The following is a 19,153-nucleotide window of genomic DNA, read 5'->3' on the forward strand; positions in this document are numbered from 1 at the left end:
CGCGACGCCACCGGTCGGTTCCGGTCATCCGCGTCGGGGCAGGCCGGAGGGCGACGAGCGACGTGGGAAGGGACACAGCGCACCACCCTAACCGAACCCGCCTGGTCCTCCGGCCCCGCCGGTCGGCCGCGCCGCGTGGCGGTGGCGGCGGATCCGCCGGGCCGCGGGTTGCCGCTGCCAACCGTTCGCCGGACCGGCGGCCGATCTTCCGCGGCCGTTCACGGGCCGTCCACCCGCGCACAGCGGCGCCGTCGCCGCCCGGCGGCCTGGTGAGCCGGACCGGGGCGGCCGCCCTGGCTTGCGTAAACTACGGCGCCATGACCGCCCCGGGGCCCGACATCCGCACCAGCACGTCCGCCGCCGGCGACCCGGTGGCCGACGCCAACGGCGGGGCACCGGAGCGGTGCGAGTCGCCGACCGACGCGGCGGAACGCCCCGCCCCGGCCGCGGCCGGCCCCTCGCGGTGGCGGCGGCTGCGCCCGGACCTGCTGGTCGCCGCCGTCTACCTCGCCGGTGCCCTGTGGGTGACCGCCCGTGGCTGGCTGGACCACGGCGGCCGGCTGCTCGGCAGCCGTCCCAACGACCAGGGCTTCAACGAATGGATGCTGGCATACGCGGCGCACGCGGCCAGCCACCTGGAGAACCCGTTCTTCACCACGCTGCAGAACGCCCCGAACGGGGTGAACCTGATGACCAACGTCGGGATGCAGCTGCCCGGGCTGGTGCTGGCGCCGTTCACCCTGCTGTTCGGCGCCTCCTTCTCGTACCTGCTGTTCATCACGCTGAACCTGGCCGGCACCGGGTACGCCTGGTACCACGTGCTCTCCCGGCACCTGGTGGCGTCGCGGGCCGCGGCCTTCGTCGGCGGCCTGTTCTGCGCCTTCGCGCCGGCCCTGGTCTCGCACAGCAACGGGCACCCGCACATCACCGCGCAGTGGCTGGTGCCGTTCATCGTGTGGCGGGTGGTCCGGCTGGCCCGTGGCGGCCGCACCGTCCGGGACGGTCTCGTGCTGGGCGCTCTCGTGGTGGCGCAGTTCTTCGTCAGCCTGGAGATCCTCTTCCTGCTGGCGCTGGGCTGCCTCATGCTGGTGGTCGGCTACGTGATCTTCCGGCCCCGCGAGGCGCTGCGGCGGGTCCGGCCGCTGCTCGGCGGCCTCGCGATCACCGGCGTGCTGGTCGCGGCCGCCGCCGCGTACCCGCTCTGGATGCAGTTCGCCGGGCCGCAGCACCGGGTCGGGCACCCCGGCGATCCGGACGACTACGCGCTGACCCTCGGCTCGTTCGTGCGCTACGCCACCGAGTCGGTGGCGGGAAGCCCCACCAGCGCGCTGCACTGGGCTCCCAACACGACCGAGCAGTCGAGCTTCTACGGCTGGCCGCTGGTGATTCTGGCGTTGGTCGCCTGCTGGTGGCTGCGCCGGGAGATCGTCGGTCGGGTGCTCGGCGTGGTGGTCGCGATCTCCGCGCTCTTCTCGGTCGGCACGACCTGGACCTGGGGGACCCGGCGTACCGATGTTCCGGCGCCGTTCGCGCTGGTGAGCGACCTGCCGGTGTTCGACTCGGTGGTGGTCTCCCGGTTCGCGCTGATCACCACGGCGGCGCTCGGGGTGCTGTTCGCGGTCGCCGGGGACCGCCTCACCCGGATGCGGGCGACCGAGGCGGGCCGGGCCCGCCTGGTCACCCGGCTGGTCACCGTGGCGGGGCTGGCCGCGCTGCTGCCGATCCTGCCGACCCCGCTGGAGGCCCGCGACCGGATCCCCGCCCCCGACTTCGTCACCAGCGGCGCGTGGAAGGACCATGTCGGGCCGGGCCGCACCCTGGTGCCCGTCCCGGTCAGTCAGATGACCTCGGTCTACTGGAGCTCCGCCGCGGTGGCCGGCTTCGCCGTCCCCGAGGGCTACTTCCTCGGTCCGGTCTCCGCCACCGACGCCACCGGCCGCTGGGGCGTCGAGCCCCAGCCGACCGCGAAGCTGCTCACCGCCGTTTCCCGGGGCGAACGGGACACCCGGGTCGGTCCGGCGGAGATCGCCCAGGCACGCTCCGACGTCCGGTACTGGAAGGCTGACGCCGTGGCGCTGCCCGTGGACGTCCGGAGGCACGACAACCTGAGGATCGTGCTGGACGCGTTGTACGGCCCGGGGCAGCGGGTCGACGACGTCTGGCTCTGGGACGTGCGTCCGTTCACCCGGTGACGGGCGTCCTGGCCCCTACCGGGTGACCGGTCACGGCGACTTCGTCCAGATCAGCAGCAGGTATCCGCCGAAGTAGGCGGAGAAGACGGTCGCCGCCACCAGCACGGTGGCCGCTCGGGCCCAGCCGGCCCGGGCCAGGCCCACGGCCGCCGGGATCAGCAACGCGAAGGCCGGCAGCAGGAACCGCGCCTTGGCGTGGTAGTAGCCGGCCGCGCCGAGCGTGGTGACCAGGAGCAGCCCGCTGTAGAGCAGCAGCTGCCAGGGCTGCCGGTCGATCAGGCTCAGCACGAACAACATCACCGCCAGCAGCGACACCACGCTCACCACCAGCATCTGTGGGGTGGTCGTCTCGGCGAGCACCTCCTGGCCCCGGCGGACGGTGTAGGCGCCCAGGTCGAAGGTGCTGCCCCAGCCGGCGGACTGGATGTGGAACCAGCCGTCCGGCCGTCCGGTCTGCGTGCCCACCCAGGCCAGGTAGCCGAGCCAACCGGCGGGGGCGAGCAGCAGGGCGACCCAGGGCCGCCAGCCGTCCCGCCGCCGGACGATCGCCACCAGCGCGGCGAGCCCCACCACCGGGATCAACGACGAGGCGGTCGGCCGGGTCAGCCCGGCGAACAGGCACAGCACGCCGGCGGTGAGCCACTGGTTGCGCAGCAGCGCGTACAGCGTCCACACCGCCAGGGCGGTGAACAGGCTCTCGCTGTAGGTCATCGACTCGACGATGGCGTGCGGCAGCGCGGCCCAGAGCGCGGCCAACAGCACACCGGTGCGCCGATCGTGCAGGTGTGTCCCGATCGCGAAGAGCCCCCAGGCGGCCGCGAGGCCGGCCAGCCACGCCACGATCAGCGCCGCCTCGCGGGGGCTGAACGGGGTGATCCGGTCCAGGACGCCGGTGAGGCCGGGATAGAGCGGGAAGAACGCCATGTCGCTCTGCGTCTTCACGTACCCGTCGTAGCCGTGCTGGGCGATCGAGAGGTAGTAGGTGCCGTCCGACTTGCTGAGCCGCTGCTCGGGGGAGAGGCCCAGGTTGCGGGCCCAGACGTACACGGTCAGCACCCCGACCAGACGGATCACGGCGTAGGCCGCGAGCGCGGGCAGCGCGGCCCGGCCGGCCGCCGACAGCCGACGGCCCAGACCGGGACGACCCGGGAGCGGGCTCGCCTGCGTGGCCGAGGGGGACGGCGTTCGGCTCGGCTCCTCGGTTGTCACCATGTCCATTGTGCGATCCTGTCCGCGCTGAGCTGGGGTGATCCGACGGCGGGCCCGGCCCGTCGGAGAGGCTCGACGCCGGCCCGGCCCGGGAACTGGCGAGGTCACCGGTCGTTGAACAGCATGGAGGGTAGCAACCGGCGCGGCCGGGCGCGGACCGCCGACGGCGGCGGACGTCTGCGGCCGAGGCGTTGTCGTAGACTCGCTCGGGTCCGCGGGTGCGGTGCTGGTGACGACGGAAACGGGCAGGAATGGGATCTGACGGCACGACCGCCCCGGCGGCCACCCGGGGACGGATCGTCATGCTGGTGGACAACGGGGTCCACGGTGACTCCCGGGTGCAGAAGGCGGCCCGTTCGGCGGCCGAGGCCGGCTGGGAGGTGGTCCTCCTCGGGCGCGCGCCCGTCGGGCAGCCGCAGCGCTGGCGGCTCGGCGACGCCGAGGTCCGCCTGATCCCGATGCCCGAGCCGCTCGCCAAGCGCCGGCACGAGTTCCGCCGCGTCTGGCTGCGCCGGCCGCTCGCCTACCCGCCGTCCGGCATCGCCGCCCACCGTACCCAGGCGATGAAGGCCTGGCGGGCCGACCTGGCGGTCCGGCGGGCCGCGCTGACCACGGCGGCCCGGGAGTCCGGCGCCGGCCGGCCGGGCGGCCTCCCCTGGGTGGCGCTGCGCGCCGAGGAGAAGCTCGCCGGCCTGACCCGCAAGTGGGTGGGCTTCCGCCACCGGCAGCTCAACCAGGCCCGGAAGAGCCGCAAGCTCCACGGCGCCTGGGACCGGGCGTACACGCTGTTCTGGCAGCGGCTGCGCGGCGACGGCGCCTGGCGCCGCATCGAGCCGGGGCTGTGGGACTACGAGCTGGCCTACGGCCCGGTCGTCGACGAGCTGGCCCCGGACCTGATCCACGCCAACGACTTCCGGATGATCGGCGTCGGCGCCCGCGCGAAGATCCGGGCCGCCGCCAAGGGCCGCCGGATCGCGCTGGTCTGGGACGCCCACGAGTACCTGCCCGGCGTGCAGCCGTGGCGCGACAACGCCCGCTGGCTGCCCGGCAACGTGGCCCACGAGCGGGAGTACGTGCCGTACGCGGACGCGGCGATGACCGTCTCCGGCGGCCTGGCCGACCTGCTGCGACGCGAGCATGGGCTGGCGGAGCGCCCGGCGGTGGTGCTCAACGCCCCCGCGGTGGACGAGCTGCCGGCCGACGCGGGCGAGCCGGTGCCGGACATCCGCGCGCTCTGCGGCATCGGGCCCGACACGCCGCTGCTGGTCTACAGCGGGGTGGCCGCCGCCAAGCGGGGCCTCGGCGTGATGGTGGAGGCGCTGCCCCGGCTGCCCGGCGCGCACGTCGCGTTCGTGGTCAACAAGCCTGCGTCGGCGTACGTCACGGGCCTGGTCACCCGGGCCGGTGAGCTGGGCGTGGCGGACCGGGTGCACGTGCTGCCCTACGTGCCGCACCACCAGGTGGTCCGGTTCCTCTCCGGCGCGCAGGTCGGTGTCATCCCGATCCAGCACTGGCCCAACCACGAGATCGCGCTGATCACCAAGTTCTTCGAGTATTCACACGCCCGCCTCCCGCTGGTCGTCTCCGACGTGCAGACGATGGCGGAGACTGTCCGGGAGACCGGTCAGGGCGAGGTGTTCACGGCCGAGGACGTGGCCGACTTCGTCCGGGCGGTCACCGCGGTGCTCGCCGACCCGGCGCGCTACCGCGCCGCGTACGACCGGCCCGGTCTGCTGGCCGGCTGGACCTGGGAGGCGCAGGCGCAGGTGCTCGACGGCGTCTACTCCCGGCTGCTGCCCGACGCTCCGCCGCGCCCGGCGCCGGCCGGCGACCCGGCTCCCGGCGCGGCCCCGGCCTCGGTGGGGGTGGGCGCGTGAGCCAGCCCGACGTGACCGTCGTCGTCGCCGTCTACAACACCATGCCGTATCTGACCGCCTGTCTGGATTCGCTGGTCGGGCAGACCATCGGGCGGGACCGGCTGGAGGTCGTCGCGGTCGACGACGGCTCCACCGACGGCAGCGGCGCCGAGCTGGACCGGTACGCCGCCCGCTACCCGGACACCGTCCGGGTGCTGCACCAGGCCAACTCCGGTGGCCCGGCCGCCCCGAGCAACCTCGCCCTGGACCACGCCCGCGGCCGGTACGTCTTCTTCATCGGCTCCGACGACCACCTCGGCCCCGAGGCGCTGGAGCGTCTGGTGGACGCCGCTGACCGGTGGGGCTCCGACGTGGTGCTCGGCCGGATGGTCGGCACCAACAAGCGCTACGTGCACCAGGCGGTCTACGCGAGCACGGAGGAGCGGGTCGACCTCTTCGACAGCGCGCTGCCCTGGTCGCTGTCGAACACGAAGCTGTTCCGGCGGGACCTGGTCGAGCGTCACGGCCTGCGGTTCCGCACTGACATGCCGATGGGCAGCGACCAGCCGTTCACGCTGGAGGCCTGCTTCCGGGCGGAGAAGATCTCCGTGCTCGCCGACTACGAGTACTACTACGCGGTCAAGCGGGGCAACGCGCAGAACATCACCTACGCCAGCCGCTTCGAGGAGCGGCTGCGCTGCGCCGAGGAGCTGGTCGGCTTCGTGGCCGGGCTGATCGAGCCGGGTCCGCGGCGCGACGCGGTGCTGCTGCGCCACTTCAGCTGGGAGGTGGCGAAGCTGCTCCGGGCGGAGTTCCTCGACCTCTCGGCGGACGTCCAGCAGCACGTCCACGACCGGATCCGCAAGCTCGCCGAGGCGTACCTGACCGAGGGCATCCTGGCCCGGATGGCGCCGGACCTGCGGCTGCGGCTCGCCGTCGCGCGCGATGGCGAGCTGGCGCGGCTCCGCGAGCTGATCGGGCAGCAGGCCGACAAGACGCTGCCCGAGGTCACCATCGAGAACGACCGCTGGTACGCCCGGCACGTCGGCTTCCGCGACCCGGCGTTCGGCTATCCGGACGACTGGTACGACATCACCGACCAGGCCGCCAAGGCGCTGGCGAAGCTGACCGCGACCGGGCTGGCCTGGGGCCGGGACGCCGCCGGCGCCCGTGCCCTGGTGGTCACCGCGCGCAGCCGCTGGGCCGAGCTGTCCGAGCTGGCCGACGAGGCGGTCCGGGTCAGCTTCGGCGAGTTGGTGGGTGTCACGTCGGTCGCGCCCGATGGCACCGGTACCGTCGTACGGACGGACTTCGCGGTGGACCGGCTGCTCTCGGTCGTCGCGGCGAGCGGGGAGCGTCGGGTGGCGCGCGCCGAGGTGACCGCGCTGGGCGGGACCGGCTCGGCGCCGCTGCGGACGGATCACCGCGTCGCGGCGCCCCGGCTGCTGGCCCGGCACGGCGTCCGGTTCCACCTCGTCACGCCCACCACCAACCACAAGGGCCAGGTGATCGTCGCGATCACGCCGGTGACTCCCCGTCGGTTCCTTGCCCGCCTGCGCCGAATCTGGCCCTCTGGAGGAAAGTAGTTTCATGAACATCTGCGTCGTCGCGCTCGGCAAGATCGGTCTGCCGCTCGCCGTGCAGTTCGCCTCGAAGGGGCACCGGGTGATCGGTGCCGACGTCTCCGAGCGGGTCGTCGGGCTGGTCAACGACGGTGCCGTGCCGTTCCCCGGCGAGGCCGACCTGGACGTCAAGCTGAAGGAGGCGGTGGCCGCCGGGCTGCTGTCGGCTACCACCGACACCGCCGCCGCGGTCGCCGAGTCCGAGGCCGTCGTCGTGGTCGTGCCGCTCTTCGTCGACGCCGAGGGCGTGCCGGACTTCGGCTGGATGGACGACGCCACCCGGGCCATCGCCCGCGGGCTCAAGCCGGGCACCCTGGTCAGCTACGAGACCACCCTGCCGGTCGGCACCACCCGCAACCGCTGGGCCCCGATGCTGGAGGAGGGCTCCGGCCTGACCGCCGGCCAGGACTTCCACCTGGTGTTCAGCCCGGAGCGGGTGCTCACCGGCCGAGTCTTCGCCGACCTGCGCCGCTACCCGAAGCTGGTCGGCGGCATCGACGAGGCGTCGGCCGAGCACGGCGTGCGCTTCTACGAGGCCGTGCTGGACTTCGACGAGCGCGCCGACCTCGACCGCCCGAACGGCGTCTGGGACCTCGGCTCGGCCGAGGCGTCCGAGCTGGCCAAGCTCGCCGAGACGACCTACCGGGACGTCAACATCGGCCTGGCGAACCAGTTCGCCCGCTTCGCCGACACCGTGGGCGTCGACGTCACCAAGGTCATCGAGGCCTGCAACACCCAGCCGTACAGCCACATCCACTCGCCGGGCATCGCCGTCGGCGGCCACTGCATCCCGATCTACCCGCGGATGTACCTGTGGAACGACCCGGCGGCCACCGTGGTGCGCTCGGCCCGCGAGGCCAACACCGCCATGCCGGAGTACGCCGTCGACCTGCTCGCCGCCGCGTACGGGGACCTGACCGGGGTGGGCGTGCTGGTGCTCGGCGCCGCCTACCGGGGCGGCGTCAAGGAGACCGCCTTCTCCGGCGTCTTTCCGACCGTCGAGGCGCTGCGCGCGCGGGGTGCGGTCCCGTACGTCTCCGACCCGATGTACACGAACGAGGAGTTGGCCGCGCACGGCCTCCCCGGCTACGAGGGCGAGCCGGTCGGCGCCGCGGTCATCCAGGCCGACCACGCCGAGTACCGCAACCTCGCCCCGGCCGACCTGCCGGGCGTGACGGTGCTGGTCGACGGCCGTCGGGTCACCGACCCGGCCCGCTGGACCGGCGTCCGCCGGGTGGTCATCGGCGGCTGACCCGTCCGTCGCCCGCGGGCCCCGGCCGTTCGACGGCCGGGGCTCGCTGCGTTGCGCCGCCCGGGGCCGACACCGCTCCTGAGCACCGTCGTCAGCCGTTCACCCCTCGGGCACCCGGGGAATACTTGTGTTAATTGCCCCGGTTCAAGGTCGCAGCTGCCCGGTATCGGACCGGAGCGACGCCGGCGGGCAGACAGGGAGCGTGTCGTTGTTCAGCAGAGTGCGCAGCCGGCAGGGTCTGGCCGTCGTCGGCCTGACGCTGCTCGGCTACGGGATCATGATCCTCTCCGGAGTCCTCGGTCTGGTGGTCCCGTACGCGGTCGCCGCGCTGGTCGTCATCGCCGGTGAGCTGGCCCTCGCCACCCGCTACGCCGAGACCGGCGAACTGCTCCGCAAGGCCGGCCTCGGCCTGGTCTTCCGGCGGCTGGTCCGCGACCTGTCCGTGGTGCTGCTGGTGGTCAGCACGGTCCGCCCCGGCGTGGGCGGCACCGTCACGGTGCTGCTGCTGCCGGCCGCGCTCTGGACCGTGGCGGTCGGCACCACCGCGCTGACCAAGGTGGTCGACGGGCGGGCGGCGACCCCGGCGTTCACCCGCAACCTCGACCTCGGCACGCTGCGCGGGGTGCCGATCCCGCCGGCCTGGGCGCGGCTCCTGGCCGGCCTGCGGCTGCCACTGCTCAACGTGCTGCTGGTGCCGGCCGCCGTGGTGGCCGCGGTCACCGACCGGATCGCCCCGGTGGTGGTCACCGGACTGGTCACCCTGGCCGCCGGGCTGGTCACCGCCGCGGTGCTGGCGTTCACCTTCGTGCGCGGGCGCGGGAAGGCCCCCGGGATCCTGCCCGCGGTGCACGACTGGCTGGCCCGGGAGCGGCCCGAGGTGGCGCTCTACTTCGCCGGTCCCGCCAAGGACGTCTACCAGGCCAACATGTGGCTCGCCCCGGTCGAGGCGGCCGGCCGCCGCGCGGTGGTGCTGCTGCGCGCCGACGACGCGTTCCGCGAACTGGCCGACACCCGGCTGCCGGTGATCTGCGTACCGGCCGGGGTGGACTTCATGAACCTCGACCTCAGCTCGATCCGGGTCGCCCTGTACACGGCCAACGTCGGCGCCAACATCCACATGCTGCGCGAACCGGGCATGAAGCACGTCTTCGTCGGCCACGGCGACAGTGACAAGCAGGCCAGCGTCAACCCGTACAGCAAGGTCTACGACGAGGTCTGGGTGGCCGGGCCCGCCGGCCGGGAGCGGTACGCCCGGGCCGGGGTGGGCGTGCTGGACCGGGACATCGTCGAGATCGGCCGGCCGCAGCTCGCCGGGGTGCACACCTTCGGCTCGGGCGCCGCCGACCACGTCTTCACGGTGCTCTACGCCCCCACCTGGGAGGGCTGGCTCGACGACGACCCCTACCACACGTCGCTGGTGCTGATGGGGGAGCGGATCGTGTCCGGGCTGCTCGCCGCCGGCAACCTGCGGCTGATCTACAAGCCGCACCCGCTGACCGGCAGCCGCTCGAAGGAGGCCCGGGCCGTGCACCAGCGCATCGTGGCCCGGATCCGCGCCGCCGGCGGCCAGACCGACCCGTCCTCGCTGGACGGCACCGCCCACCTGGTGGTTACCGGCCGGACGCCGGCCCTGTTCGACTGCTTCAACGTCACCGACCTGCTGGTCAGCGACGTCTCCAGCGTGGTCTCCGACTTCGTGCAGAGCGAGCGGCCGTACGTGGTGGCCAACCCCGCCGGCCTGCCGGAGGACGAGTTCCGCCGGGCCTTCCCCACCGCGCGGGCGGCGTACCTGCTCTCCGCGGACTGCGGTGAGCTGCCGAAGGTCCTCGCGGTCACCCGGGCCGGCGACGACCCGATGACCGAGGCGCGGCGGCAGCTGAAGGAGTATCTGCTCGGCCCGGCCGGGTCGAACCCGATGGACCGGTTCCGGGACGAGATCGGCCGCCTCTGCGGCTGACCGCCACCTCGACGCACGGGGGCGGCGACCGGTCCGGTCGCCGCCCCCGTCGCGTGCTCAGCTCTGGTACGGCGGGTTGTCCACGTCCCGGGAGACGACCTCGCCCTTCTCGTCCACCCAGCCCTTCGGCCGGGCCGGGTTGCCGGCCACCAGCTGGTACGGCTTGACGTCGCGGGTCACCACCGAGCCGGCCGCGATCATCGCGTACTCGCCCACCTCGATCCCGCAGACCAGGGTGGCGTTGGCGCCGATCGAGGCGCCCCGGCGGACCATGGTCGGGGTGATGGTCCAGTCCGGGTTCTGGGCGCGCGGGCGGAAGTCGTTGGTGAACACCGCGCACGGGCCGACGAAGACCTCGTCCTCGATGGTCACGCCCTGGTAGACCGAGACGTTGTTCTGGATCTTCACGCGGTCGCCGACGGTCACACCCGCGTCGACGTACACGTTGCGGCCGATCACGCAGCCGGCGCCGACCTGCGCGCTCGACCGGACGTGGGCCAGGTGCCAGACCTTGGTGCCGTCGCCGACCTTGGCGCCCTCCTCAACGTCGGCCGTCGGGTGGACGAAGACGGAGGCGGACCGGTCGTTGGTGTCAGTCATGTCAACTCGCATCGTCGCAGGGCGCGTCGTCGCGCCGTCGGTGCCGGACGGTCGCGCCGGCTGACCACCGCGCGCCCGGCCGGGCCAGGACCACCCGGCGACGCCGGGCTCCCGGAGCCGGCGCGCGGGCTCGACGCAGCATAGCGAGCCGTCAGGCCAGCAGCTCCGCCACCGCGTCGGCGGCGGGCCGGTCGGCGGGCAGCGGATGGGCGGCCAGCACCGCGTCGACCGGCAGCGCCGCGTAGAGGTGCGGGAAGAGCGCCCCGCCCCGGGACACCTCCCAGCGCAGCGCGTCGCCGAGCCGCGCCTCGTCCACGGCGAGCACGGTGAGGCCGGTGACCCCGGCGAAGACCCGGCGGGCGGTCTCCACCACCTGGTCCGCCGCGGACAGGTGGACGAAGCCGTCCTGGCGGTCCATCGCGGTGCCGGTGAACCGGCCGGCCGCCTGCGCCTGCACCCACTCGCCGTTGGTCAGAATCTTGTAGATCACCACCGCAGCCTAGAAGCCGCCGTCCGCCCGCCGTGCGCCGGTTCGGGCGTACGCCCCCTGCCGTCCGCCCGGGCCCGGCATGCTCGGGGTGCAGCGGCCCGCGGAGGGATGGGGATGCAGAGCTACGACGAGGACTGGACCGACGGCCAGCGGGGCGTCTACGACGAGTGCTACCGGGCCGGCGCCGACTGGGCCGGCGACCCGGACACCCCGACCGACGACGTCCAGCACGTGATCAACCTGGGGCAGGCCGACGACGACGCCTTCGCCGACGCCGAGATCGACTTCCCGCCGCTGGTCGACGCGGTCACCCAGGCGATCGGGGAGAACGTGACGAGCGTGCCGGCCAGCCACTCCGACCCGGGCTTCCGGGGCTTCACCGACGGGGTCCGCGACGCCACCGCCGAGGAGGTCTTCGGTCTCTGACCGCGTACCGGCCCTCCCGTCCCGCCGGTCCGTCTGCCACCATTCGCAGGGCAGCACGTCGAGCGGATGGAGGCACGGGTGCGGATCCTCCTGGTCGAGGACGATCGTCGGGTGGCCGCCGCCCTGTCGTCCGCGCTGACCCGGCGCGGGTACGAGGTCGAGCACGCCGCCACCGTCGAGGCCGCGCTGTCCGCCGCCCCCTGCGACCTGGTGCTGCTCGACCTGACCCTGCCCGACGGGGACGGCACCGACCTGTGCCGGGAGCTGCGCCGGCGCAGCAGCCAACTCGGCATCATCGCGGTGACCGCCCGGGGTGAGGAGCGCGACCGGGTGCTGGGGCTGCGGCTGGGCGCCGACGACTACGTGGTCAAGCCGTTCTCGATGGTGGAGCTCCAGGCCCGGATCGAGGCGGTGCTGCGCCGGGCGGCGCACACGGTGCCGGAGCGCAACCTCATCGAGGCGGGCGACGTCCGCATCGACGTGGGCGGCCGGACGGTGACCGTGGCGGGGCGGCCGGTGGCCCTCACCCGCAAGGAGTTCGACATTCTGCTCTCGCTGGCTCGCCAGCCCGGGGTGGCCGTGCCGCGGGACCGGATCCTGCTCGACGTCTGGGGCACCACCTGGGCCGACCGGCACACCGTGGAGGTGCACGTCGGCTCGCTGCGCGGCAAGCTCGGCGACCCGACGCTGGTGGAGACCGTCCGCGGGGTCGGCTACCGGCTCCGCGGCGAGTGAGGGGGCCGCGGTGCGCCGCCGGCTGGTGATCAGCTACCTGCTGCTGATGGTGCTGGTGCTGCTCGCCCTGGAGACGCCCCTGGCGGCCACACTGGCCACCCGGGAGACCGACCGGGTCCGCGCCGACCGGCTCGCCGACGCCACCCGGTTCGCCTCACTGGCCGGCCCGGCGCTGCGCGGCGGCACCCCGGGCCCGCTGGACGGGGAACTGGCCGCCTACGACGACCTCTACGGCGTCGGCGCGGCCGTGGTGGACCGGGACCGCCGGACCGTGGTCGCCTCGGCCCGCTGGCAGTTCGGCGCGGGCACCGACCCGGCCCTGGACACCGCGCTGTCAGGGCAGCAGTTCAGCGGGCCGGAGTCGGTCTGGCCCTGGGTGGAGGGGCCGCTGGTGGTGGCGGTGCCGATCAACGACGGCGGCGAGGTGCTCGGCGCGGTGGTCACCACGACCCCGGCGGCCAAGGTGCGCCGCACCGTCACCGCCTGGTGGCTGCTGCTCGCCGGGATCGGCCTGCTCGCGGTGCTGGCCTGCGTCTCCACCGCGTTCGGGCTGGCCGGCTGGGTGCTGCGTCCGGTCACCGAGCTGGACGCGGTCACCCACGAGATCGCCGAGGGGCACCGGGCCCGGGTCCGTCCCCGGCTCGGCCCGCCGGAGCTGCGCCGGCTGGCGACCAGCTTCAACGACATGGCCGACGCGGTCTCCGACGTGATGGACCGGCAGCGGGCATTCGTCGCGCACGCCAGCCACCAGCTGCGCAATCCGCTGACCGCGCTGCGGCTGCGGGTGGAGGAGCTGGGGCCGAGCCTGTCCGACCCCGACGGCCGGGCCGAGCACCGGCTTGCGCTGGAGGAGACCGACCGGCTGGCCACCGTGCTCGACGCGCTGCTCACCCTGGCCCGGGCCGAACGGGAGGAGAACCAGCGGGTCACCGTGGACGCCGCCGAGATCGCCGCCTCCCGGGTCTCGGCCTGGCTGCCGCTGGCCCGGCACCGGTCGGTCACCCTCACGCTCGACACGACCGGGGCGCCCGCGTACGCCCGGACCGTGCCGACCGCCATCGACCAGGCGCTCGACGCGCTGATCGACAACGCCGTCAAGTTCAGCGGCGCCGGGGGAGCGGTGACGGTGACCGTACGCCCGGCCGACGGCGGAACTGCGCTGGAGGTGCGGGACACCGGCCCCGGCATGACGGCCAGCCAGCTCGACCAGGCCACCGAGCGGTTCTGGCGGGCCCCGGACGTGCAGAACGTCGACGGGGCCGGGCTCGGGCTGACCATCGTCGCGGTGCTGGTCGACGCCTCCGACGGCCGGCTGACCATGCGCCAGGGCGAGCCCCGCGGGCTGGTCGCCGAGCTGTGGTTCCCGGCCCCGGACGAGCTGGCCGAGCCGGACGAAAGCGTTCCGGCGCTCGACGACGACCCGGTCGACCGGGTCGGTTCCGAGGCCGGGCGGTGCTGACCCGGCTCAGGGCTTGGTAGCCCGGTACCAGTCGGCCGCGCCCGGGTGCAGCGGCAGCGGGGTGGTGACGATCGCCGATCGGGGACTCATCCGGCCGGCCGCCGGATGCGCAGCGGCCAGCTCCTCCCGGCGCTCCATCAGCAGCCGGGTCACCTCGCGCACCAGCGCCGGCGGCAGGTCGGCACGGACGATCAGGTAGTTCGGGTTCGCCACCGTGCTGACCGGGTCCGCCCCGTAGACCGAGCGGGGGATGTCGCGGGTCACGTAGACCTGCCCGTACCCGCGGCGCAGCGGCTCGGTCCACTCGCCCAGGTCGACCATCCGCACCGAGGTGTTCCCGGCCAGCTCGGCGACGCCGCGGACCGGTAGGCCGCCGGAGAAGAAGAAGGCGTCGATCCGGCCGGCGCGCAGCGCCGCCACCGAGTCGTCCAGGCCGAGGTGCTCCTTGCGGATCGCGTCGCCGCCGAGCTGGGCCACATCGAGCAGCCGGGTGGCGGTGACCTCGGTGCCGGAGCCGTCGGCGCCCACCGACACCCGCCGCCCGCGCAGGTCGGCGAGGGTGCGTACCGGGCCGCCGGCGGTGGTGACCAGGTGCAGCAGGTCGTCGTAGACCCGGGCCACGGCGAGCACCGTGGGGTGCTCCGGTGCGTGCGGCGGCAGCACGTCGGCCTGGGTGAAGCCCAGCTCCGCCTCGCCGGAGCCGACCAGCCGGACGTTCTGCGCGGAGGCCGCGGTGATCACCACGCTGGCCTGCACGCCGGGCATCTCGCGGTTGAGCAGGGCGGCCAGCGACTGGCCGAAGGCGTGGTAGACCGCGGTGGGGCTACCCGTGGCGATCCGGATGCGCACCGGCTCGGTCGGCTCGTCCCGGCACCCGGCCAGACCGGCGAGCGCCGACACCAGCAGCAGCACCAGCGCCATCGGCGCGGCGGTCCGGCGTCGGCCGGGCACGGGCCAGTGTCGGTTCACGGGCTGCACTGTGCGCCGTGCACGGCCCGCCGCGCAAGCCCGCCGGGCCGGTGGCCCGGCGGCGCGGTGGGGCGGCGGCGCGGTGGGGCGGCGGCGCGGTGGGGCGGCGGCGCGGTGGGGCGGCGGCGCGGTGGGGCGGAGCCGACGGCTCCGCCCCACCGCATCCGGTATCAGCCCGTCACTCCCACCAGAACTGCTCGGTGGAGACCAGCTGTCCGGGGACCACCTCCCCGTTGGTGGACAACTCGGTGTACGCCCAGTACTCGAGGTTCTCCTCCAGCGGAGCGTCCGGCCGGAGCTTGTACGACGGGGTCGTTCCCCGCTCCACCCGGGCCGGAAGTTCCAGCGTGGCGGGGGCGTAGTGGCCATCGCGGCTGAGGATCACGTGGCCGAGCCGGTAGTCGATGACCGGGCCGCCGGCGGTCTGTGCGAAGACGTACGCCGTGTAGGTGCCGGCTTCCGGCATGAAGACCCAGGCCCGCTCGAGGCTGTGCCAGTCGTTGGCGCTCCGGTACACCAGCTTGTCACCCTTGTACAGCCAGAGGTCGAGGTTGGTGTTCGGGTCGTCGGTGGCGGTCTGCACCACGATCCCGGCGCTGCCCGCCGGCACGGTGAAGGTGTGCGCCCGCACCCCGAGGGCCTGCGGGTCGAAGACGCCGCCGTTGACTCCCGCCGGCATCGAGTACGACTCCCACCGCACGGGGGTGTAGCCGGTCGACCGGCCGGAGATCTTGCCGGTGAAGCCCGGCTGCAGCACCCCGTAGGCGCCGGTGGCGAGCCGGTTGAAGTCCTCCAGGTTGTCGTCGTACATCCTGGGGGAGATGCCCCATGGGCGCGCGGCGACTGGAACCTTCACCTGATGGGCAGCGCTGCGCCAGGTGATCGCGCCGGTGACGTAGCGGTCCCACGGCGCGCTGCCGCGCCGCAGCGTGATGGTGACCGTGGCGGTCTTGCCCGGTGGCACCGTCACCGCCTTCGGCGACACGCTGACCTCCATGCCCGGCAGCCCGGTGACCGAGGCCTGGTACGTCTCCTGCCTGCCGCCGACGTTGGTCAGCTTGCGGGTGAGCGTCACCTGCTTGGTCCCGTCGTACTCGCGCAGCGAGATCGACGGCAGGTTCAGGTCCCGGCCGTCCGGCTGGGCCGCCGCGCCGAACGCAACCAGGTCCGCGGCGGCCGGCTCGATGACCAGCCCCGGGTCGTCGGCCCGGTCCAGGGCGAGCAGGCCGCTGCCCTGGGCAAGCGGGTTGTCGGTGCCCACGGTGTCGGTGGCGGTGGTCCGCAGCGCCGAGGCGACCGCCCCGGGCGACCAGTCTGGGTGCTCCGCCCGCAGGATCGCGGCCGCGCCGGCCACCTGCGGGGCCGCCATGGAGGTGCCTGAGTACGCGTCGTACTGCCGGCCGAAGTTACCGGGCGGGGAGACGGCCGCGATGATGTCGCTGCCCGGCGCGACCAGGTCGGGCTTCATCAGCCCGGTGTGCGTCTTGTCCGGCCCGGTGGACGAGTAGTCCGCGACGCTCGGCACGCCGGCGGGGACGCTGGAGCCGTCACCGCCGGAGGTGACCAGCGCGGTGCCGTCGGTCGGGTGGCGCATCAGGTAGTTGAAGAGCTTGCCGGCCTGCTCCCTGGTGTTCAGGTAGAGCACCGGGAAGTCGTAGATCGAGTTGACCCGGAAGTTGCCCCATGGGTCGAAGAGGATGAGCGCCGCGGCGCCGCTGGCCTTGGCCTCCGCCACCTGGCCGTACGGGTAGTCCAGGGCGCAGGCGACCACCTTGCCCTTCACCTTCGCCGGGTCCAGGTCGTAGCAGTACGCCGAGCCGTCGTCCAGACTGCCGGCCTGCTTGCCGAAGACCAGCGGTCGGGGCTGGCCACCGGGGAGGACGTCCAGCGAGGCGCCGACGATCTTGGTGCCGTTGCCGAGCTGGAGCGTCCCCTCGTTCACGTTGGTCACCGCCGCGCCGACCGTGGTCACCCACGGCTGGGCGTTGCTGATCGCGCCGCTGAAGCCGTCGTTGCCGGCGGCCGCCGAGACGAAGACCCCGGCCAGCGTGGCGTTGAGGAAGGCGGTGCCGATCGGGGTGTTGGGTTCCCAGTCCCCCAGCTGCTTTCCGATCGAATAGTTGAGCACCTGCACGCCGTCGGCGACCGCCGCGTCGATGCCGGCGATGATGTCGGCGTCGTACCCCGAACCGCCCCAGAGGACCTTGTAGACGGCGATCTGCGCGTCCGGCGCCACGCCGGAGGTCGAACCGAAGTCCCGCCCCGAGATGGTGACGTGCTCGACGGGCAGTGAGCCTTTCCGCGTAACGGGTCGTGGCGTTGGGTGATCAGGTTGTGCGGTTGTGCTCGACGTGCAGGAGTACGAGGGCCGCCGCGGTGATCCTGCCGATGTTATAGGGGCACAGGCTGACGTTGCGCAGCGCTTTGAAGGTGGTCTTGAGCAGGGAGTTGCCGCGTTCGCCGATGGCGCGGACGCCGTTGTGTGCCTTGTTGAACTGCTGCTGCACGGTGGTGCAGGTGCCGTTCTTCGGCTTTTTGAATGCGGTCGTGATCGTGTCGGCTTCGCCTTCGTAGCCGAGGTCGCCGAGTACCCGCCGCTGGTCGTTGGTCCAGGTGACCAGCAGGGGCAGGATGTCGTGTTCGCGTAGGGCGTCGTGTCGTGTTCCCGGCCGGGCCGTACTGGTGAGGTCCACAGCGGCCACCCGTCCGGAGCGGTCACGACCTGCACGTTGCCACCGTGGTTGTCGTGTTTGCCGGACCACCACAGGTCCACTCCCGGCGTCGGTCCGGGGGTGCGACACCGGTCGGTCTCAATCAGGGTCCCGTCGATGTTCACGTGCGCGTAGCCGGCCATCTTCGCGGCCAACAGCACCGATTCCAGGCCCGGCGCGTGCGCGGCGAGGACCCGGATGCCCTCGTGCAGGTAGGCGTAGCCGGTCGATGAGCTGACCTGGTTGTCGATGGCCAACTGCTTGACCCGAGTGCCGTCAAGGAACCAGCGGATCACCAGGATCGCCTGCTTGAAGCAGCTCAGCGACCGCGTCCCGGTACGGGTCCCGAGCCGCTGCCGTTGCCGGTGCAGGAGCCCGGACAGGAACAACACGGTCTCCTCGCGCACGGACAGCTCGGCGGTGTATGTGACACTCATGGCGACGCAGGACCCCTACTGAAGTTGATCTGTGAGAGGACCACTTCATACCGGGGTTCTGCGTCTTTCCCTTGCACCGCAACAGTTTCGGGCGTGTCCGCACCGACCGCCAAGGCGGCTACCCGCCGCACTCACACCGTTACGCGGAAAGGTTCAGTCCGGCCGCGGTCGACGCGGTGTGCGTACCGTGCCCGACCATGTCGCGGGGGGACAGGTACTCGCCCTCCGGCAGTCCGCCGGTGGCGGCGAGGTACGTGTCGGCGAAGTACCGGGCACCGACGATCTTGCCGTTGCAGTGTTCGACCACGAAGGCGTACCCGGTCTGGCAGGTGCCGTGCCAGCCCGCCGGCGCCGGCATGGTCTTGGCGAACGACGGGCTGTCCGGCCAGATGCCGGAGTCCAGGACACCGATCACGATCCCGGCGCCGGTGTCGCTGCCCGGCTTCGACCCGGCGGGCGTCTGCGCACCGGCCGTCGCGGCGCCGGTTGCCTCGGCGGTTGTCGGCGCGGCGGGCGTCGGGGTGGGCGTGGCCGCCCCCGGCGTTGCCTGGTTGATGCTGAACGCCCGGGACGCGGTGACCGAACGGACCCGCTTGTCCCGCTTCAACGCGTCGACCTGAGCGGGAGTCAGCGTGGCGGAGAACCCGTCGAAGGCGGTGGTGTAGACCTGGTCGACCTTGACCTTGGCCGCCTCGGCCACAGCGCTGCGCTGGATGCCCAGGTGCTGCCGGTACGCCTTCGCCGCCGCCGAGTGCGGCTCCAGCCGCTTGCCCGCTGCCGGGCGGGTCCGGGCCAGCCCGGGGATCCCGCCGGTGTACGTGGTCACCGGATCATCAACCAGCTCGACAACGTATCGCGCGGGGCTGGTGGGGATGCTCTTCTGCGTCTTGTCGGACTTCCCGCTGCGGCCCCCGCCGCCGGTCAGGTCCACCCGGTCACCGTTCTCGGCGGGCCTGAAGTCGAGGCCGCTGTCCGCCACCCTGGCCGACCCGGTCGATGCGGCCGACGCCGTACCCGCGGTGGCGACCGTGCCGGCGCCGGCCAGGGTGAGGACCAGCAGCGGTACGGCCAGCCCCCTCCGGCGCCGGGTACTACTCGTGCTCGTAGCCACGAGGCTCCTTTCAGAACCAATGCTTGGAAGCGCTCCCAAAGCCTGGACACGCCACCCCACCGATCCGGCTCACCACCATTGGCGGGCTGCCATTCGTCGTCGGCAGCCTGGATGACGTTCAAGGAGA

The 19,153-nt window shown here is 73.2% G+C and carries 14 protein-coding genes and 1 pseudogene; 8 read left to right on the forward strand and 7 right to left on the reverse strand.

Features of this window, described 5'->3' with window-relative positions:
* Positions 1-317 precede the first annotated feature (317 nt).
* On the forward strand, positions 318-2,192 hold the full coding sequence (locus tag AC0OLQ_RS11155; RefSeq protein WP_484531256.1) for a DUF6311 domain-containing protein: 1,875 nt from the start codon (positions 318-320) through the stop codon (positions 2,190-2,192).
* Between the two features lie 30 nt (positions 2,193-2,222).
* On the opposite strand, the gene AC0OLQ_RS11160 is transcribed toward AC0OLQ_RS11155, so the two are convergent.
* Complete coding sequence (locus AC0OLQ_RS11160; RefSeq protein WP_484531257.1) at positions 2,223-3,410, reverse strand: hypothetical protein; 1,188 nt, start codon at positions 3,408-3,410, stop codon at positions 2,223-2,225.
* A 242-nt stretch (positions 3,411-3,652) separates the two neighbouring features.
* Between AC0OLQ_RS11160 and AC0OLQ_RS11165 the strand changes: the two genes are divergently transcribed.
* The 4 genes from AC0OLQ_RS11165 to AC0OLQ_RS11180 all read left to right on the forward strand — a co-directional run bounded on the left by AC0OLQ_RS11165 (position 3,653) and on the right by AC0OLQ_RS11180 (position 10,088).
* Positions 3,653-5,278 carry a glycosyltransferase family 4 protein gene (locus tag AC0OLQ_RS11165; protein WP_484531258.1) on the forward strand — a complete coding sequence of 542 codons (1,626 nt, stop codon included), beginning with the start codon at positions 3,653-3,655 and terminating at the stop codon, positions 5,276-5,278.
* Positions 5,275-6,843 carry a glycosyltransferase family 2 protein gene (locus tag AC0OLQ_RS11170; RefSeq protein ID WP_484531259.1) on the forward strand — a complete coding sequence of 523 codons (1,569 nt, stop codon included), beginning with the start codon at positions 5,275-5,277 and terminating at the stop codon, positions 6,841-6,843. The genes AC0OLQ_RS11165 and AC0OLQ_RS11170 overlap by 4 nt, the downstream gene beginning before the upstream one ends.
* Positions 6,844-6,847: 4 nt before the next feature.
* Complete coding sequence (locus AC0OLQ_RS11175; RefSeq protein ID WP_484531260.1) at positions 6,848-8,131, forward strand: nucleotide sugar dehydrogenase; 1,284 nt, start codon at positions 6,848-6,850, stop codon at positions 8,129-8,131.
* Between the two features lie 208 nt (positions 8,132-8,339).
* Positions 8,340-10,088 (forward strand): CDP-glycerol glycerophosphotransferase family protein, encoded by a 1,749-nt coding sequence (locus AC0OLQ_RS11180; protein ID WP_484531261.1) that lies wholly within the window; start codon positions 8,340-8,342, stop codon positions 10,086-10,088.
* A gap of 57 nt (positions 10,089-10,145) precedes the next feature.
* Here AC0OLQ_RS11180 and AC0OLQ_RS11185 read toward each other — a convergent pair whose 3' ends face one another.
* Together AC0OLQ_RS11185 and AC0OLQ_RS11190 are read right to left on the reverse strand one after the other, a co-directional pair.
* Positions 10,146-10,688, reverse strand: a complete 543-nt coding sequence (locus AC0OLQ_RS11185) for an acyltransferase (RefSeq protein ID WP_357333111.1) — start codon at positions 10,686-10,688, stop codon at positions 10,146-10,148.
* 151 nt (positions 10,689-10,839) lie between these two features.
* A complete protein-coding gene (locus AC0OLQ_RS11190) occupies positions 10,840-11,178 on the reverse strand; it encodes a DUF952 domain-containing protein (RefSeq protein WP_484531262.1) in 339 nt (112 codons plus the stop codon).
* A 114-nt stretch (positions 11,179-11,292) separates the two neighbouring features.
* Between AC0OLQ_RS11190 and AC0OLQ_RS11195 the strand changes: the two genes are divergently transcribed.
* The 3 genes from AC0OLQ_RS11195 to AC0OLQ_RS11205 all read left to right on the forward strand — a co-directional run bounded on the left by AC0OLQ_RS11195 (position 11,293) and on the right by AC0OLQ_RS11205 (position 13,798).
* Positions 11,293-11,604, forward strand: a complete 312-nt coding sequence (locus AC0OLQ_RS11195; protein ID WP_484531263.1) for a hypothetical protein — start codon at positions 11,293-11,295, stop codon at positions 11,602-11,604.
* Between the two features lie 66 nt (positions 11,605-11,670).
* The gene (locus tag AC0OLQ_RS11200; RefSeq protein ID WP_357333108.1) at positions 11,671-12,339 is read left to right on the forward strand and encodes a response regulator transcription factor; all 669 of its coding nucleotides are present in this window, start codon (positions 11,671-11,673) and stop codon (positions 12,337-12,339) included.
* Positions 12,340-12,349: 10 nt separating this feature from the next.
* A complete protein-coding gene (locus tag AC0OLQ_RS11205; RefSeq protein ID WP_484531264.1) occupies positions 12,350-13,798 on the forward strand; it encodes a sensor histidine kinase in 1,449 nt (482 codons plus the stop codon).
* A gap of 6 nt (positions 13,799-13,804) precedes the next feature.
* On the opposite strand, the gene AC0OLQ_RS11210 is transcribed toward AC0OLQ_RS11205, so the two are convergent.
* From AC0OLQ_RS11210 to AC0OLQ_RS11225, 4 genes and pseudogenes are all read right to left on the reverse strand, one after another.
* A complete protein-coding gene (locus tag AC0OLQ_RS11210; RefSeq protein ID WP_484532323.1) occupies positions 13,805-14,719 on the reverse strand; it encodes a TAXI family TRAP transporter solute-binding subunit in 915 nt (304 codons plus the stop codon).
* Between the two features lie 226 nt (positions 14,720-14,945).
* Positions 14,946-17,003, reverse strand: a complete 2,058-nt coding sequence (locus tag AC0OLQ_RS11215) for a S8 family serine peptidase (RefSeq protein WP_484531265.1) — start codon at positions 17,001-17,003, stop codon at positions 14,946-14,948.
* A 91-nt stretch (positions 17,004-17,094) separates the two neighbouring features.
* Positions 17,095-17,915: pseudogene (locus AC0OLQ_RS11220) on the reverse strand (HARBI1 family protein).
* 139 nt (positions 17,916-18,054) lie between these two features.
* The gene (locus tag AC0OLQ_RS11225) at positions 18,055-19,026 is read right to left on the reverse strand and encodes a protease inhibitor I9 family protein (RefSeq protein ID WP_484531266.1); all 972 of its coding nucleotides are present in this window, start codon (positions 19,024-19,026) and stop codon (positions 18,055-18,057) included.
* Positions 19,027-19,153 lie beyond the last annotated feature (127 nt).

This window comes from Micromonospora sp. Utrum1 (assembly GCF_057197805.1).

Bases quoted from the DNA above. Each gene is read 5' to 3' on its own strand.
- AC0OLQ_RS11155 (WP_484531256.1), top strand. From the start codon at position 318: ATGACCGCCCCGGGGCCCGACATCCGCACCAGCACGTCCGCCGCCGGC.
- AC0OLQ_RS11195 (WP_484531263.1), top strand. From the start codon at position 11,293: ATGCAGAGCTACGACGAGGACTGGACCGACGGCCAGCGGGGCGTCTAC.
- AC0OLQ_RS11160 (WP_484531257.1), bottom strand. From the start codon at position 3,410: ATGGACATGGTGACAACCGAGGAGCCGAGCCGAACGCCGTCCCCCTCG.
- AC0OLQ_RS11165 (WP_484531258.1), top strand. From the start codon at position 3,653: ATGGGATCTGACGGCACGACCGCCCCGGCGGCCACCCGGGGACGGATC.
- AC0OLQ_RS11175 (WP_484531260.1), top strand. From the start codon at position 6,848: ATGAACATCTGCGTCGTCGCGCTCGGCAAGATCGGTCTGCCGCTCGCC.
- AC0OLQ_RS11200 (WP_357333108.1), top strand. From the start codon at position 11,671: ATGGAGGCACGGGTGCGGATCCTCCTGGTCGAGGACGATCGTCGGGTG.
- AC0OLQ_RS11185 (WP_357333111.1), bottom strand. From the start codon at position 10,688: ATGACTGACACCAACGACCGGTCCGCCTCCGTCTTCGTCCACCCGACG.
- AC0OLQ_RS11210 (WP_484532323.1), bottom strand. From the start codon at position 14,719: ATGGCGCTGGTGCTGCTGCTGGTGTCGGCGCTCGCCGGTCTGGCCGGG.